This window comes from Cutibacterium nasicola, assembly GCF_052654715.2.
In genome coordinates this window covers 1,585,985-1,600,611 of record NZ_CP199745.2, presented here as the reverse complement: position 1 = coordinate 1,600,611, position 14,627 = coordinate 1,585,985, and the positions used below count along the sequence as shown (strand labels likewise).

Genomic DNA, 14,627 nt, shown 5'->3' with positions numbered 1-14,627 from the left:
CCCATGGTCATGATCGAGGTATGGATCATCCATGGCCGAGATTGAGACCCCCTCGAGGGCTGGTGCGTGGCATGGGAGCCCCCGCTAGACGGTGTCGCTGATGGCGAGGTGGGCATGAAGGCATCGCGACGGCCAGCCGAATGTCTACCCCTCCTAAACGCACGTGTCTAGGAGGGGTAGACTGTCGGTTGTGGTCAAGCCGATGAAGTACCGCGAACTCGCCAAGCTCCTGTCCCGCGCCGGATTCACCTCGACGCCGGGCAAGGGTGACCACGTGAAGTGGACCAACGGCTCGCACACGGTGATCATTACACGCATCCGCGAAGTTTCCCCGGCGTCGTCCGGCAAGCCCTCGCGGCTATCGAGAGGAGCAAAGCATGACCAGCCAACTCACTGTTCACGCCATCCGCTGGAGTGGAGGATGGGAACTCCACCTCGACGACGACAATTGCACCCAAGTTCGCACCCTCGACCAGGCAGACCGGCAGGTACGCGACTACCTCGACACCCTCGACGAGGCCACCAGTCATGACGATTGGGACATCACCATTATTCCCGAGATCGGCGGATACGATCAGGCGATGGCTGCGCGGGCACAAACCCGCGCAGCCATCGAGGCCCAGGCAGCCGCCGCTGTCGCCTCACGCGAAGCTGTGCGGACGCTTCGCGCGCAGGGGTTGACGATGGCTGAGTGTGCGTCCATTCTCGGTGTCACCCGGGGCAGGGTCGCCCAGCTTGCCCGCTGATGGGGAATGTGCGGGATCGATGGAACGACGCCAACCCTAACGGCGGTAAAAGGGTGCGCAGTGCACGTTGGAGCCGTGGGAAGCGTTGGCAGGTGGTCTGGGTGGACGACCGGTTGGCGCCATTGGCGCTCGTGTGCCCACAAGGAGGCGGCGGCCCTGATCCGCGAGCATGAGGTCAGTCCGTCAAAGCTGCCGGTGTGACGCTGGATGAGTGGATGCATCGGTGGATGACGGGGCGGTTGGATTGGCGCGAGTCGGCGCGACAGGTTGTTGATGACGAGATCATTGAGGTCAATCCGCGCGTGGGGGTCCGCCTGCCAGCTGTGTGGCCGTCGAAGCTGGCGATTCTTTCAATCGACCAGGTGGATCACATCGCGACGGTGATGACACCACGTCAGCGGTCGATGGTCGTGGTGGTGGCTGCGACTGGCATGAGGCAGCGGGAGTTACGCGGACTGACATGGGATCGAGTCGCTGGCGATCGCATGAGGATTGATCGACAGCTGTTGTCCGGCGGCGCTGATGCCACCTGGGGGCCTCCGAAGACTCCCCGGGCGGTGCGCACGATTGCGCTGGGGCGGGTCGCGAGACAGGCCCTTGAGGGGCGGCGCGAGAGCTTTGGCGGGGGCCTGAGGGGCTGGTGTGGGCGACCAGGGTGGTCTGGCGTATGGCCGGGCGGATCTGGGGCGATCGTGACGTCGCGCCGTGGAGGGCCTCGAGCTGTGGCCGAGGTCGGGGTGGCATGACCCGAGGCATTTTCACGCCTCGCTGCTCATTCACGCGGGGATGTCTCCGCATCCGACCTGGCTTACAGGATGGCTCGTCCTCCAGTCATCGGGTCGATGAAGTTCGGAATTCGCACTCCCAGCCTGTCCAAGTCCATCTCGGACAGGATGCGTGGCCGAGTCACGAGGACCGTCAAGCGCACCCTCGTCCCCGGTACGGCCGCAGGGGAATGGGATGGCTGCGGGACCCGCGTCGAGCCGCCTACAACAAAGTTTTTACCGGAAGACGACGATTCGTTTCGGTGATCGGTTCAAGTGAGGTGAATCACCCCTGACGGAGGGTATACGAAGGGGGTGATAACATCCTCGGGTCAGGTTGCTGGTGCCCCCATCAGCGCTGGAATCCGGTGAGAAGCCGGAGCTGACGCGCAGCGGTATGACTGATCTGCCCCGGCCGACGCCACTGGTGCCGTGAGCACTGGGAAGGAGCCGGGAACGGAGACGAGGTCGAGCCCGAAGACCACCTGACGACGCCCTGTCGGTACTCGGCCGCGCACGCCGGACACAGAAAGTTGGTTTCCTCATGCCCGTCACCTCGTCATTCCTTCGCCGCGCCCTCGTGGCGTCGGTGTTTTCCACCCTCCTGCTCGCGGGATGTGCCGGTGCCCCCAAGGATTCCGCGTCCTCACCATCGGCTTCCGCCTCCGTATCGGCTTCTGGATCGGTCACCATCACCAACTGCGGTCAGCAGGTCACCCTTGACAAGCCTGCCACGCGGGCGGTGACCCTCAACCAGGGAGCCACCGAGGACGTGCTGGCCATCGGCGGTGAGTCCAAACTCGTCGGCACCGCGTACCTTGACAGTGACATCCCGACGAAGTGGAAGAAGGCCTATGACTCGGTCGAGGTGCTCTCCAAGGAATACCCGTCCAAGGAGACCTTCCTTGCTGCCAAGCCTGATCTGGCACTGTCGTCGTATTCCAGTGCCTTCACCGACAAGGCTGTCGGTACCCGCGATGAGCTGAAGAAGCAGGGAATTGCCACCTATATCAGTCCCTTCGGCTGCCCGAAGGGCACGCCGTCAGTCGAGGCGACCTGGGACAACGTCTGGAAGGAGATGCGCGAGGTCGGAACCCTGATCGGCGCCAAGAAGGCTGCTGACAAGGCTATTTCCGAGCAACGCGATGCCCTCGAGGAGGTCACCGGGAACAAGCACGGCACCGGTACGTCCATCGTGTGGTTCGACTCCGGGGACAAGACCCCGTTCATCGGTGCCGGTCATGGCGGTCCGCAGCTCCTCATGGATGCGGTGGGTGCCAAGAACCTGTTCGCCAGTCTGGACGGCGGTTGGTCAGACGGCTCCTGGGAGAAGATCGTCGCATCCAATCCTGACGTCATCGTCGTCGCCGATGCCAGCTGGTCCACGGCGACGTCGAAGATCGACTATATGAGGAAGGACCCCGTCCTCAGCCAGATGAAGGCCGTCAAGGAGAACAAATTCGTCACCGTGCCGTTCTCCCAGAGCACCCCTGGTGCCGAACTCGTGGACGGTGCCAAGACTCTCAATGACGGTCTGGCGAAGATCGCCGGCAAGTGAGTCGCTGGCGCAGCTGGCTGATCGTCGCCGGCTTCATCATCGCCCTGGTCGGTAGTGTCCTCGTGGTGCTGGGAATCGGGGCGGTGCACCTTCCTGTCCATGACGTCGCGAAGGTGATGGCCCGACGATTCCGCCTCATCGAGGGTGCCGACGTTACTATTCTCGACGATCAGATCGTCTGGCAGCTGCGGGCCCCGCGTGTCATCGGGTCAATGGCCGTGGGTGCCCTGCTGGCGATGTGTGGCGCGGTGTTGCAGACCCTGACGGGTAATGACCTGGCTGATCCTTATCTGCTCGGCATCTCCAGTGGAGCCTCGGTCGGTGCGGTCTTCGTCCTTATCGTCGGGATCTCCAGCGCTCTGGGGCAGTCCGTCCTCATGGCACTGGCCTCATTCGGTGGGGCGGTCGGAGCCCTGATCATGGTGCTGGCCATGGCCACTGGCAAGTCCGGGGAGTTACCCGCCAGCCGGACGATCCTGGCTGGGGTGGCCGTCGGACAGTTGTGCGGGGCGGCGGTGTCCATGATGATCATGGTGTTCGGCGAGTCGAACGCCGCTCGATCAGCCTTGTCCTGGACCCTCGGGTCGTTCACCGGTTTGAGATGGGGATCGACGATCACCCTGGCCGTCGCCACCGTTCCGGCCCTCATCGCCGGGATGGCGTTGTGCCACACCCTTGACGCTTTCGCCTTTGGCGACGTCAGCGCGATGTCCCTGGGAGTACCGGTCAACGCTGTGCGCTGGATGATCATGGCGGGCACCGCGTTGCTGACCGCTCTCAGCGTCGCCTTCGTCGGTCCCATCGGCTTCGTCGGTCTGACGGTTCCGCACATCGTGAGGTTCTGGACCGGGCCACGGCACGCGCGGCTGTTGCCGGCATCTGCCCTCGCCGGGGCTCTGCTCATGGTGTGGTCAGACACCGCAGCGAGGTGCTTGCGCCCTGACACCGAGATCCCGGTCGGGGTCGTCACGGCGGCTGTCGGAGCCCCGGTGTTGGTCGTTCTGCTACGTCGTCAGGCGTCTCGATCATGACATCGACGGCAACCGCTCTGCGGGCCGAGAACCTCGGGTGGGACGTCGATGGCACGACGATCCTGTCCGGGATCAACGTGGAGATTCGGCCGAATACCGTGACGATGGTCATTGGACTGAACGGATCTGGGAAGACGACCCTGCTGCACCTGCTGGCGGGGTTGCGGAAGCCCAGCGCGGGACGGGTGTGGCTGGGGGAGCGGGACCTGGCGAAGATCGGTGCCAAGCAGCGCTCCCGGACGATGGCCCTTCTCGAGCAGAATCCTTCGGCCCACGTGGAACTGACGGTGCGCGACGTCGTCCAGCTGGGTCGTATCCCGCACCTGGGAGGTTGGGGGATCGGCAGCGTGAATCGTCGGAGGGGGCGTGACTGGGAGGTCGTCGAGAACGCGATGGCGTCGACCGGGATTGCTGATCTTGCCGATCGAGCGTGGTCGTCCCTCTCAGGAGGAGAGAAGCAGCGGGTCCAGTTGGCCCGAGCCCTCACCCAGGAACCTGAGATCCTGCTCCTGGATGAACCCACGAACCATCTCGACCTGCGTCACCAGATTGACCTGCTGGAGAGAGTGCGCGGGCTTGGTCTGACAACGGTGACCGTCATCCACGATCTTGACCTGGCCGTTGCCTACGCAGATGACCTCATCGTGCTGGACTCGGGCCGGATGGTCGCGGCAGGGCCGACCTCCGAGGTATTGACCCCTGACCTCGTCCGCGACCATTTCGGGGTTGACGGCGAGGTCTGGTCAGATTCCAGACGTGGATTCACCTGGCGGAGGTTGCAGCCGTGACGACGCGCATCGCTGTCTCGCTGCGCTGGGAGGATGCCTGTGACGAGGCCAGCGCGGAAGTGGTGGCCCGTCACGTGGTTGCCGACCGGAGTGCATGCTTGCAGGGCCCTGGCCCAGCGCTCGCAGATGTTCTTGACGCCGTTGACGACGACCGGGTCGAGCTTGTCGGATGGAGTCGCGGCGACGGACCGGTGCCGCTGTCCTGGCTTCGGCGGGTTGCTGGTCAATGGGTGCGTGGTCATGAGAACGGGCCAACCGTTGTCGTGCACGTCGGGGTTGTCCGTCCGAATCAGGAACTCCGTGGCCAGTGGCGAACCGTGACAGGCGCCGAAGCACCGTTGCACAGCCCGGCCTGGCAGGATTTCCCCTCTTTCCGACATCATCTGCTCACCTGTCGAGGCCCTCGCTGCAGCGCGGCCGGCGCCGCTGACCTACACGCACGTCTTCAGGAGAAACTGGCACAGGCACACGCCCTGGACACGGAGGTTCTCGTCACGGTGACGGGGTGCATGTTCCCATGCAATCATGCCCCTCTCATAGTGGTGTGGCCGGATGGTGAGTGCATCCAGGTGACCGAGGACAACCTTGATCGCATCGTGTCGGACCTGACCGGGCCCTCCCGTCACTGACACGAAAGCCCGGTGGTAGGGGTCAGCAGCATCGTGCCTGGGGATTGCGGTCCTGACGGTCACACTGGTCACGCCAGAAGGCCTTCTCCGGCATCGGCTCGTGACCCGTGCGTCGACACCACTCGAGGTAGTTGTCGTAGGCGTCAGCTCCGGTGACCCCGCGCACCCACCACCGCAGCGACGACCAGCATCGTCGCCACAGTGGATCGGTGGGCAGATGTCGTGGTGCGTCGGTCACGCATGCTCCTTGTGAACGTGCTCCAGGTCAAGCTCGGGATGAGTCTGGTAGAACTTGTCCCACTCGGCCTGAAGATCCTTTTCGACCTTGTTGGCGACGAGGCCACTGGGTGCGAAGAGTTGGGACGGCCTGGCCGGATCCTCGGTGTTGATGATGTTGTGGCCGCGCAGTGCCTGGACGGTGCGGATGCAGGCCACGATCATGACGATGAGAGCGCAGATGACGAAGACGATCGACATCGTCCCCTGGATGGCGGTGTTACCGACCACGGTGTGCATCTCGTTGATGTTCTTGGCCTGGCCGAGCGAGGTCTTGCCGGCGGCAATGGCTCGCTTGTACGTCATGTGGTTGGCCCAATAACCGATCTTCGGGTCGGGGGAGAAGATCTTCAGCCAGGAGCCGTACACCGTGATGACGGCGGTGAAGAGCGTCGGCACGAAGATGATGAGCAACCTCCACGTGTGACCGGCGCGGGCGAACACGACCAGGCAGATTGACAGGGCGACGGCAGCCAGCAGCTGGTTCGCGATGCCGAAAAGCGGGAAGAGGGTGTTGATGCCGCCCAGCGGGTCATTGACTCCCATGAGCAGAATCGATCCCCAGCCGGCAACCATGATCGCGGTTGTGAGCCAGGAGCCGACCTTCCAGGAGTGGTCCTTGAGATGCGGCCAGAAGTTGCCCAGGGCGTCCGAGAGCATGAACCGGGCGACACGCGTACCGGCATCGACTGAGGTGAGGATGAACAATGCCTCGAACATGATCGCGAAGTGGTACCAGAAGCTCATCATGGCCGGGCCACCGAAGAGCTGACGCATGATCGTCGCCAGGCCCACTGCAAGGGTCGGTGCGCCACCGGTACGACTGATGATCGACGTCTCGCCGACGAGTTTGGCCGTCGTCGTCAGGGAGGTGGCATCGGTGTGCACACCCGACAAACCGAGTGAGTTGACGTAGGCCACCGCGCTCTGGACGGTGTTGCCCGTCGCTCCGGCGGGTGAGTTCATGGCGAAGTAGATGCCACGGTCCACCGACAGGGCAGCCACCAGGGCCATGATCGCGACGAAGGACTCCATGAGCATGCCGCCGTAACCGATGAAGCGTGCCTGGGACTCCTTCTCGATGAGCTTCGGGGTAGTACCTGAGGAGATCGTCGCGTGGAAACCAGACAGGGCGCCACAAGCGATCGTCACGAAGAGGAAGGGGAACAGTTTTCCGGAGAACACCGGGCCGGTACCGGTGTGGGCGTACACCGTCATGGCTGGGACGGTGATGACCGGTCGGACGACGACGATCGAGACGGCCAGCATCGCGATGACGCCGACCTTCAGGAAGGTCGAGAGGTAGTCACGGGGAGCCAGCAGCATCCAGACGGGGAGTACTGCGGCGATGAATCCGTAGAGGATGATGGCCCAGGCCAGGAACAGCTTGCTCAGGTGGAGTGTGCTGGCGATGGCGGTGTTTTCGATCCAGGCTCCCGAGGCGATGGCCAGTACCAGCAGGACGATGCCGATGAGGGAGACCTCGAGCACCTTGCCGGGGCGCAAGTGACGCAGGTAGAAGCCCATGAGAAGGGCGATCGGAATCGTCAGACCGACGCTCCACACTCCCCATGACGAGGCGGCCAGCGAGTTGACGACGACCATGGCGAGGATGGCCACGATGATGAGCATGATCGTCAGAGTGGCGACCAGGGCAGCGATGCCGCCGACACGTCCCAGTTCGTCCTTGGCCATCTGGCCCAGGGACCGTCCGCCACGCCGCATGGAGATGACGAGGACCAGGTAGTCCTGCACGGCACCGGCGAGGATGACGCCCACGATGATCCAGATCGTGCTCGGCAGGTAGCCCATCTGAGCCGACAGCACCGGGCCGACGAGAGGGCCGGCACCCGCGATGGCCGCGAAGTGATGGCCGTAGAGGATGCGGCGATCCGTGGGCACGAAGTCCCGGCCGTTGTAGTCATACTCGGCTGGGGTGGCTCGTTCGTCGTCGGGATGGACGAGTTTGTCCTGGATGTACTGTGCGTAGAACCGGTAGCCGATGAAGTACGAGCCGACGGCGGCGAAGACGAACCAGATGCCGTTGACGGTTTCGCCCCGGTGGATGGCGAGCATCCACCACCCGAGTCCGGCGATGAGGCAGATGATCACCCAGAGGATGACCTTGCCGGGCGTCCAGGCGTCGTGCTTGGCGCGATCCCCCGCGCTGATGTGTGTTGGGGGTCGATCGTCGCGACTGTCTGCGGTGGCTGGGTGAGTCTGTGAACTCATAGGTTGACCTCTGTGTCGATTGGTCGTGGCACCGCGCAGTGCCATTGGCATCGGTGAGGTTACCTTAATGTTTACTCATGGTGGAACAGCGCACACGAGAACACGATCGAAGCCCCGGGACCATGGCTGGTTCCGGGGCTTGTCAAAGAGGTATTGGGTCAGTCGAGGGTGGTGAGGATGCGCCCTCCAGCCTTCTCGATGACGAGAGTTTGTTCGAATTGGGCGCACCTGGAGCCGTCATTGGTGAGGACCGTCCAGCCGTCGTCCCACTGATGATTGGACTGGTCACCGAGAGTGAGCATCGGCTCGATGGTCAGCGTCATGCCCTCCTCGAGGGTGACGTCGTAACGCGGCTCGTCGTAATGGAAGACGACAAGGCCGGAGTGGAAGGCACTGTGGACCCCGTGCCCGGTGTAGTCGCGCACCACGCCGTACCCGAATCGCTTGGCGTAGTTCTCGATGATGCGACCGATAATGGAGATCGAACGACCAGGCTTGACAGCCTTGATGGCGCGGTTCATGGACTCCTCGGTGCGCTTGATGAGGTCGAGGGACTCCTGATCAACGTTGCCGCACGGGAAGGTGTAGCAGTTGTCGCCGTGTACGCCGTTCTTGTAGGCCGTGACGTCGATCTTGACGATGTCGCCGTCCTCCAACGGGCGGGTGTCGGGGATGCCGTGGCAGATAACCTCGTTGACGCTGGTGCAGCAGGACTTGGGGTAGTTGCGGTAGTCGAGGGTCGACGGGTAGGCGCCGTGGTCGCACATGTACTCATGGGCGATACGGTCGAGCTCGTCGGTGGTGACTCCCGGTGCCACCGCCTTGCCGGCCTCGTGCATGGCACCGCACGCGATCCGACCGGCCTCCTCCATGGCGGCGATCGTCTCTGGGCTCTGCACGTGGGAGCCGTCGTAGGTTTCCGAGACGTCGCCCAGACCCACGTATGGGGGACGGGCAATGCTGCCGGGGACGTGACGACGGGGGCTCTGGGGATACGGCTTGATGGCACTCACATCAATTCAGTGTAGGTCGTGCAGCCAGGATCTGGGCATCAGCGATGAGTGCTGGCTCTCTTCTGGTCTTCGGTGATCGCGTCGTCTTGTGCGTCGAGGTGCCGGGCAATTCCCGATGTCACATATGCTCCCCGGGGCGGTGCAGGGCAGCGAAAATCTCAGCCGAACTTGGGTGGGTGAGCTCCTGGTCATGACGTCCGTGCGCGAGCACGATCACCCGGTCCGCTGTCGCGGCAATATCAAGATCGTGGGTCACCATCACCAGCGACGTCGATGGGGTCACCGTGTGCTGTAGCAGCTCCAAGACGGTGTCTCGGACGGTTACGTCCAGCGAGCCGGTCGGCTCGTCGGCGAACAGGACCTGGGGTTTGCGCACCAGGGATCGCGCGATGGCTACTCGCTGACGTTGGCCACCGGATAGCTGATTGGGGTACTTACCGGCACAAGACGTGAGTCCGACTGTTTCCAGGGCATCCATGATGTCGCGCCTACGGGGTTTCATCCCGGTGAGACGGGCCGGCAAGGCAACATTGTCGCGTACGTTCAAAGAACTGATGAGGTTGAGGTCTTGGAAGATGAACCCGACATGGTCGCGGCGGATTCGTGCCAACCGTGATCTGCCTGCCGAGCCCAGATCATTTCCGGCCAGGCTGATCTGACCGCTGTCGGCTGCGACGAGTCCACACAAGCAGTACAAAAGGGTCGATTTCCCGGCCCCTGAGCTACCGACAATGGCGACGAATTCGCCTGGATGGGCATCAAAATCGACGCCTTTGAGAACGTCTACACGTTGGGAGCCGCGACCAAATCCTTTGTGCACGTCGCGTGCGCTAATCAGTGCCGTCATGAGCGCGATCCCAAGACGACGGCGACCGGCTCCCGGCGCATACCAGATGTCGTGATCATGAGGAGCATGACGAGGGTCAGGGAGATACCAAATGCCACGACGGCGGCGGCCTTCCAGTCAGGAGCCTGAATTGGTACTGAACCTGCTGGTCCAGCAGACAAAGCGGTTGCCATGGCGATCTCGTTGGTGATGACGATTGCGTACGAACACACCAGGCAGATCACGGCATAGATTGCGGTTTCGACGAAGATCTTGGTCCGGATGTCACGAGTCGTGGCTCCCGATACGGCAAGCAGTGCGTTGTCACGGCGTCGGTGGGACGCGGTAGCGAACACGATTGAGGCCGCGCATACGCACGCCACGATGAGTGGGCCACCGAACAACAAGGCCATCAATCGTGGTGGGGCTGAAACTGAATCCGTCCCGGGGGCGCTGGTGTCCATGACCGTTGCCACCACCTTGATCCAGCTGGACATGACGCCAACGGCGGCGGCTGCCAGGGTGATGGGCACGATGAGGGCACGAGTGAGTGCCGGTCTGGCAGCGGCTTCGCGGGAGGCGAGGAATCCAGGGATTCCAGCAGGGACAGCCTTCATCGTCACCGTCAGGAAGCGCGTCACCGGCCCGGCGACCACTGCGAATATCAGGCAGTCCAGTAGGCCCATTCCCGGATAGGACGTGAGGAGTTCGGCCACCTGCTCGGGGTTGGTCACTCGATCCGTGCGGCCAATCACAATGTAGAGCGTCACTGCCCCGGCGGTGAGCGTGAGCGCTGCCATCGCAGTAGCAATTTTGACGCCTACCGTGGTGTGCGCCGGAGTGTCTTGCTGGGAACTTGCGACCAGATTCGCGCGAACAGTCTTCTTTGCCGATCTGAGTCCTGACAACAGGCTTACAACAGCCGTTGTCGCCACTCCGATGACCGTTGCCGGGGCAGGTAGCGGTCCAGCGAGCACATCGCTGTGCGGCAGTCCACTGCCATCAACGAGGCTGGCATAGCCGGGCCAGAGCGCCACGGCGACTAACGCTCCGATCAGCCCCGAGATCACCGTGACGAGCACGACCTCGATAGCCATGATGGCCAAGGCGGCGGCTGGCATGACGCCGACGATCTGCCACAATGCGACGTCCCGACGTTGCAGTCCGACACAGATGCTTACCACGAGTCGGAAGGATGCCAGCCCAGTAAGCACGGTGAATCCCAATGAGACCCCTCCCATTGATGCATAGGCTTCTTGGGCCTCTCCCTGGGTGCTCGCCCCGGCGACGACAAGGCCGAGGCTCAGCGTCACTACCACCATGAGCACTACCGAGGCCACGATGAGAGTCAGCCATGATGTCGCGCCTTTGATGACCGAATTCATGGCAATTCTGAAGGTCATGAAGCTTCACCAATCGAAGGAAGGGGCGTGTGGGGCTTGAATCGTATCAATCGGGGGTGAGGAGAACTCATGGCTGACGGGCAGGAAGGCTTCTGGTGCTCATGGCACCACACCGTTGAAGGGGCTGACCACTGTCAGGCTGCCGATCGCCCCGGCCGATACTCGAACCTGCAAACGGCGGCTGAGGCATTGGAGACAATGGAAGCGCGCGACGACGTCTGGGACAATGATCCGCAGTTCAACGATCTGGAAGATGAGTGAGTTCTCAGCCCACTGTCAGTGATTCTCTGGCGTGATCGACTTGAGCTTGGCGGGCGGAGTCCCCGATCGTGGCTGAATTGAAATACATGCCAAGGAAGTCGGTCTCGTCGGTGTCGACAACCACCACGTCGACAACGTCACCACGCACTTGTGGCAGATTCGGCAGCGTCACGTAGATCTCGTTGCGCTTCCACCAGGCCGAATGACCATCAATCGTGAGGGCTTCCGAGCGAAGCTCCTTCTCACCGGTGTAGCCCATGTAGTAGTCAGAGCTGGCGAAGCAGTCCATCATCATCGATGCCGCGGTCTGGGGATCGGAGAATCCCTCTGCGACCGGCAGGCCACCGACCCCGGACACGCTCATCCAACCGGGGTAGACGTCATCAATCTGCGCCGACTGACCCATCACCCACGGCAGAACCAGGTTCTGGTGACGCCAGTTGGGGATGGAGTCCACCGAGACGCCACCACCATGCAACCGGCCGTCAGTGGTGTCCGAGTCCCCGGGGTGCTGGCCTTGCGGACAAGTGACCGCCGAGGAGCTGGCCGACGGGGTGCTCGACTTCTCGTTCCACGCCGAGATGGTCGGTGAGGAGGAATTGAGATCGGGTTCTGCGTGGTGCTCGGATGCCGTGTGTTGTCGCAGACCGAGAGCAGCAATGACGGCGACGATGAGCACCACGACGATGAGTGCCCACACCCAGCCCGAACCGCGGCCACCATTGTTGCCAGGCTTCCGCCTTCCGCTGCGTTGCGGAGAAGGCTCTGGGGAGGTGGCGGTGCGGTCCGTCCAGCGCTCGCCGTCGAACCAGCGATAGCGATCTGGGGTGCCATCAGGATCTCGATACCACCCTGCCTGAGGACCCGAAGCCATGTCGGTAGTCTACCGAGACGTTTCAGCGCGCTTGTTACCCGCTCGAAACACGCGCCATGCACACTGGAGGGGTGAGCAGGCAGAATGATTTCGTCCTGCGTTCCATGGAGGAACGCAATATTCGTTTCGTGAGGCTGTGGTTCACCGACGTCCTGGGATCACTCAAGTCCGTCGCCATCGCCCCCGCTGAGGTCGAGGGTGCTTTTGCCGAAGGCGTCGGTTTCGACGGTTCGGCTATTGAGGGTTACGCCCGCGTCTACGAGGCAGACATGGTGGCCCATCCTGACCCGGCCACCTTCCAGGTGCTGCCGTGGCGCTCGGGCACCGGCACCGCTCGGATGTTCTGCGATATCACCAATCCCGACGGCACGGCCTCGGCAGCAGATCCGCGTCACGTCCTCAAGAAGACGATGGCCCGGGCCGCTGACATGGGGTTCACCTTCTACGTGCACCCGGAGATCGAGTTCTACCTGCTCAAGGAGGAGCACCAGCCTGGTGGGGCTCCCGTCGCCCTCGACAACGGCGGCTACTTCGATCACACCACCCTGGGCGCGGGCACCGACTTCCGTCGTGACGCCATCAACGTTCTGGAGCAGATGGGTATCTCGGTGGAGTTCAGTCACCACGAGGCCGCTCCCGGTCAGCACGAGATTGATCTGCGTTACGCTGACGCCCTGACGATGGCCGACAACATCATGACCTTCCGCGTGGTCATTCGGGAGATCGCCTCCCTCAAGGGCATCAAGGCCACCTTCATGCCCAAGCCCTTCACCAACCACGCCGGATCGGGAATGCACGCCCACGTCTCCCTGTTCGAGGGCGACACCAATGCCTTCTACGACGTGGCTGACGAGTTCCGCATGTCGCCGGTGGCCAAACACTTCGTGGCGGGCCTGCTTCACCACGCTCCGGAGATCACCGCCGTCACGAATCAGTGGGTGAACTCGTATCGACGGCTCTCGGGCGGGGGGGAGGCCCCCAACTACATCTGCTGGGGACGTAACAACCGCTCGGCCCTCGTCCGGATCCCGATGTACAAGCCGGACAAGGCGTCGGCGGCGCGGGTTGAGCTGCGCTCCATTGATTCGGCTGCGAACCCGTACCTGGCCTATTCCTTGGTACTGGCTGCTGGTCTGGACGGTATCGAGAAGGAGCTGCCGCTTCCAGAGGAGGCCTCCGACGACGTCTGGCAGCTGTCGGCTCGGGAGCGCCATGCCCTCGGTATCAAACGGCTGCCACAGAGCCTGGGTGCCGCCATCCGGTGCATGGAGGAGTCCGAGCTGGTGGCCGAGACCCTCGGCGAGCACGTCTACGACTTCTTCCTGCGCAACAAGCGGGCGGAGTTCGAGGAGTACAACCGACAGGTCAGCCAGTTCGAGTTGGATCGTTATCTGCCCCACCTGTGAGCGAGAGGCCGATCAGTCCTCGGCGAGGATCTTGTCGAGAACTCCGGCCATGTTCACCACCGGCAGGATGTCGGCGACGTCGTCGACGTGGGACCCGGAAGCCTGGACCCGTCTTGCCTCGCGCATCTCTTGCCAGTGGGAGAAGCCAGTGGCCAGCTGCAAGAAGGTGACGGGATCCATCTCGGCAACATTGGGAGGGGTCCCACGGTGATGGTTCGGTCCCGACTCGGTGGCCGCCAACTGGACCGCACAGGCCGGGGGCACCCGCAGCTCGATGGTGCGTCCGCCGTGGGACTCGTCAAGGACGGTTGCGAGCGTCCGGCAGCTCTCGGTGATGGCGACCGACGCGACGTCGCCCCCGTCGTGTAGGCCCATGGCAACCATGGCAAGCAGGGTTGCTCGCAGATGGTCAGTCACACGGACCGGGCCGACGAGGGACTCCACCGTCGCCGAGGGGCCCGGAGAGGCCAGCAGAACCGATTCGACCTCGCTGAGAAGATGCTGGCCCTGACTGGCAAGGCGGGTGGCGGTGTCGTTGGCGACGACGTCATCGCCGATTGTCGTCAAGGTTCCAGCGGCCTTGCGACGTTCGTCGACCACTCTGGCCAGGGTGATCGGCCTGATCGTCGTCGGGGTGGTGACGGTCTGCAAGGTGTCGGTGAGGATGACCATGAGGTGGGCGATGTGGTGACGTCCCCACAGTCGCGCATCGGCAGGACCGGGAGTCCCGCTCGTGGCCGGCGGCAGCAACGAGCGGGCGGTGGCCACCCATGTCGTCGCCAACCGCCTCACGCCGCGTTCTGTGCGTGCTGCCATGATC

Annotated in this window: 15 protein-coding genes, 1 pseudogene and 1 riboswitch; of the genes and pseudogenes, 8 read left to right on the top strand and 8 right to left on the bottom strand. The window is 63.1% G+C overall.

The annotated features are described in order from the left end of the window. The first annotated feature begins 377 nt into the window (after positions 1–377). The 6 genes from ACUCCZ_RS07465 (at position 378) to ACUCCZ_RS07440 (ending at position 5,516) form a co-directional block, all read left to right on the top strand. On the top strand, positions 378–746 hold the full coding sequence (locus ACUCCZ_RS07465) for an antitoxin HicB (RefSeq protein WP_435916927.1): 369 nt from the start codon (positions 378–380) through the stop codon (positions 744–746). Between the two features lie 215 nt (positions 747–961). Beyond that, positions 962–1,492 (top strand): hypothetical protein, encoded by a 531-nt coding sequence (locus tag ACUCCZ_RS07460; protein ID WP_435916926.1) that lies wholly within the window; start codon positions 962–964, stop codon positions 1,490–1,492. A gap of 335 nt (positions 1,493–1,827) precedes the next feature. Further along, positions 1,828–2,013, top strand: a riboswitch (cobalamin riboswitch). Between the two features lie 41 nt (positions 2,014–2,054). Further along, a complete protein-coding gene (locus tag ACUCCZ_RS07455; protein WP_435916925.1) occupies positions 2,055–3,068 on the top strand; it encodes an ABC transporter substrate-binding protein in 1,014 nt (337 codons plus the stop codon). Further along, positions 3,065–4,099, top strand: a complete 1,035-nt coding sequence (locus ACUCCZ_RS07450; protein ID WP_435916924.1) for a FecCD family ABC transporter permease — start codon at positions 3,065–3,067, stop codon at positions 4,097–4,099. Before ACUCCZ_RS07455 ends, ACUCCZ_RS07450 begins: the two co-directional genes overlap by 4 nt. Then, positions 4,096–4,887: an ABC transporter ATP-binding protein gene (locus ACUCCZ_RS07445; RefSeq protein ID WP_435916923.1), complete on the top strand. Its 792-nt coding sequence runs from the start codon at positions 4,096–4,098 to the stop codon at positions 4,885–4,887. Before ACUCCZ_RS07450 ends, ACUCCZ_RS07445 begins: the two co-directional genes overlap by 4 nt. Continuing rightward, positions 4,884–5,516 carry a (2Fe-2S) ferredoxin domain-containing protein gene (locus tag ACUCCZ_RS07440; RefSeq protein WP_435916922.1) on the top strand — a complete coding sequence of 211 codons (633 nt, stop codon included), beginning with the start codon at positions 4,884–4,886 and terminating at the stop codon, positions 5,514–5,516. Before ACUCCZ_RS07445 ends, ACUCCZ_RS07440 begins: the two co-directional genes overlap by 4 nt. Before the next feature lie 22 nt (positions 5,517–5,538). Here ACUCCZ_RS07440 and ACUCCZ_RS07435 read toward each other — a convergent pair whose 3' ends face one another. The 5 genes from ACUCCZ_RS07435 to ACUCCZ_RS07415 all read right to left on the bottom strand — a co-directional run bounded on the left by ACUCCZ_RS07435 (position 5,539) and on the right by ACUCCZ_RS07415 (position 11,266). Next, a complete protein-coding gene (locus ACUCCZ_RS07435) occupies positions 5,539–5,754 on the bottom strand; it encodes a CstA-like transporter-associated (seleno)protein (RefSeq protein WP_435916921.1) in 216 nt (71 codons plus the stop codon). Further along, positions 5,751–8,024, bottom strand: a complete 2,274-nt coding sequence (locus ACUCCZ_RS07430) for a carbon starvation CstA family protein (protein ID WP_435916920.1) — start codon at positions 8,022–8,024, stop codon at positions 5,751–5,753. The genes ACUCCZ_RS07435 and ACUCCZ_RS07430 overlap by 4 nt, the downstream gene beginning before the upstream one ends. A 158-nt stretch (positions 8,025–8,182) precedes the next feature. Beyond that, positions 8,183–8,896: a type I methionyl aminopeptidase gene (gene map, locus ACUCCZ_RS07425; protein ID WP_462981569.1), complete on the bottom strand. Its 714-nt coding sequence runs from the start codon at positions 8,894–8,896 to the stop codon at positions 8,183–8,185. Positions 8,897–9,155: 259 nt separating this feature from the next. Next, complete coding sequence (locus ACUCCZ_RS07420) at positions 9,156–9,884, bottom strand: ABC transporter ATP-binding protein (RefSeq protein WP_435916919.1); 729 nt, start codon at positions 9,882–9,884, stop codon at positions 9,156–9,158. Then, the gene (locus ACUCCZ_RS07415) at positions 9,881–11,266 is read right to left on the bottom strand and encodes an FtsX-like permease family protein (protein ID WP_435916918.1); all 1,386 of its coding nucleotides are present in this window, start codon (positions 11,264–11,266) and stop codon (positions 9,881–9,883) included. Before ACUCCZ_RS07415 ends, ACUCCZ_RS07420 begins: the two co-directional genes overlap by 4 nt. Positions 11,267–11,335: 69 nt before the next feature. On the opposite strand from ACUCCZ_RS07415, the gene ACUCCZ_RS07410 reads away from it, so the two are divergent. After that, positions 11,336–11,527: a hypothetical protein gene (locus ACUCCZ_RS07410; protein WP_435916917.1), complete on the top strand. Its 192-nt coding sequence runs from the start codon at positions 11,336–11,338 to the stop codon at positions 11,525–11,527. A 4-nt stretch (positions 11,528–11,531) separates the two neighbouring features. On the opposite strand, the gene ACUCCZ_RS07405 is transcribed toward ACUCCZ_RS07410, so the two are convergent. Beyond that, complete coding sequence (locus tag ACUCCZ_RS07405) at positions 11,532–11,933, bottom strand: hypothetical protein (RefSeq protein ID WP_435917061.1); 402 nt, start codon at positions 11,931–11,933, stop codon at positions 11,532–11,534. 396 nt (positions 11,934–12,329) lie between these two features. Then, positions 12,330–12,401 (bottom strand): annotated as a pseudogene (locus ACUCCZ_RS07400) (hypothetical protein); the annotation flags it as partial. A 104-nt stretch (positions 12,402–12,505) separates the two neighbouring features. Between ACUCCZ_RS07400 and glnA the strand changes: the two are divergent. Continuing rightward, the gene (gene glnA / locus ACUCCZ_RS07395) at positions 12,506–13,807 is read left to right on the top strand and encodes a type I glutamate--ammonia ligase (RefSeq protein WP_435917060.1); all 1,302 of its coding nucleotides are present in this window, start codon (positions 12,506–12,508) and stop codon (positions 13,805–13,807) included. Between the two features lie 12 nt (positions 13,808–13,819). Here glnA and ACUCCZ_RS07390 read toward each other — a convergent pair whose 3' ends face one another. Beyond that, the gene (locus tag ACUCCZ_RS07390; protein WP_435916916.1) at positions 13,820–14,623 is read right to left on the bottom strand and encodes a sterol carrier family protein; all 804 of its coding nucleotides are present in this window, start codon (positions 14,621–14,623) and stop codon (positions 13,820–13,822) included. Between the last annotated feature and the right edge of the window lie 4 nt (positions 14,624–14,627).

Bases quoted from the DNA above. Each gene is read 5' to 3' on its own strand.
- ACUCCZ_RS07445 (WP_435916923.1), top strand. From the start codon at position 4,096: ATGACATCGACGGCAACCGCTCTGCGGGCCGAGAACCTCGGGTGGGAC.
- ACUCCZ_RS07410 (WP_435916917.1), top strand. From the start codon at position 11,336: ATGGCTGACGGGCAGGAAGGCTTCTGGTGCTCATGGCACCACACCGTT.
- ACUCCZ_RS07405 (WP_435917061.1), bottom strand. From the start codon at position 11,933: ATGGGTCAGTCGGCGCAGATTGATGACGTCTACCCCGGTTGGATGAGC.
- ACUCCZ_RS07415 (WP_435916918.1), bottom strand. From the start codon at position 11,266: ATGACCTTCAGAATTGCCATGAATTCGGTCATCAAAGGCGCGACATCA.
- ACUCCZ_RS07420 (WP_435916919.1), bottom strand. From the start codon at position 9,884: ATGACGGCACTGATTAGCGCACGCGACGTGCACAAAGGATTTGGTCGC.
- ACUCCZ_RS07430 (WP_435916920.1), bottom strand. From the start codon at position 8,024: ATGAGTTCACAGACTCACCCAGCCACCGCAGACAGTCGCGACGATCGA.
- ACUCCZ_RS07460 (WP_435916926.1), top strand. From the start codon at position 962: ATGCATCGGTGGATGACGGGGCGGTTGGATTGGCGCGAGTCGGCGCGA.
- ACUCCZ_RS07465 (WP_435916927.1), top strand. From the start codon at position 378: ATGACCAGCCAACTCACTGTTCACGCCATCCGCTGGAGTGGAGGATGG.
- glnA (WP_435917060.1), top strand. From the start codon at position 12,506: ATGGAGGAACGCAATATTCGTTTCGTGAGGCTGTGGTTCACCGACGTC.
- ACUCCZ_RS07455 (WP_435916925.1), top strand. From the start codon at position 2,055: ATGCCCGTCACCTCGTCATTCCTTCGCCGCGCCCTCGTGGCGTCGGTG.
- ACUCCZ_RS07390 (WP_435916916.1), bottom strand. From the start codon at position 14,623: ATGGCAGCACGCACAGAACGCGGCGTGAGGCGGTTGGCGACGACATGG.
- map (WP_462981569.1), bottom strand. From the start codon at position 8,896: ATGGAGGAGGCCGGTCGGATCGCGTGCGGTGCCATGCACGAGGCCGGC.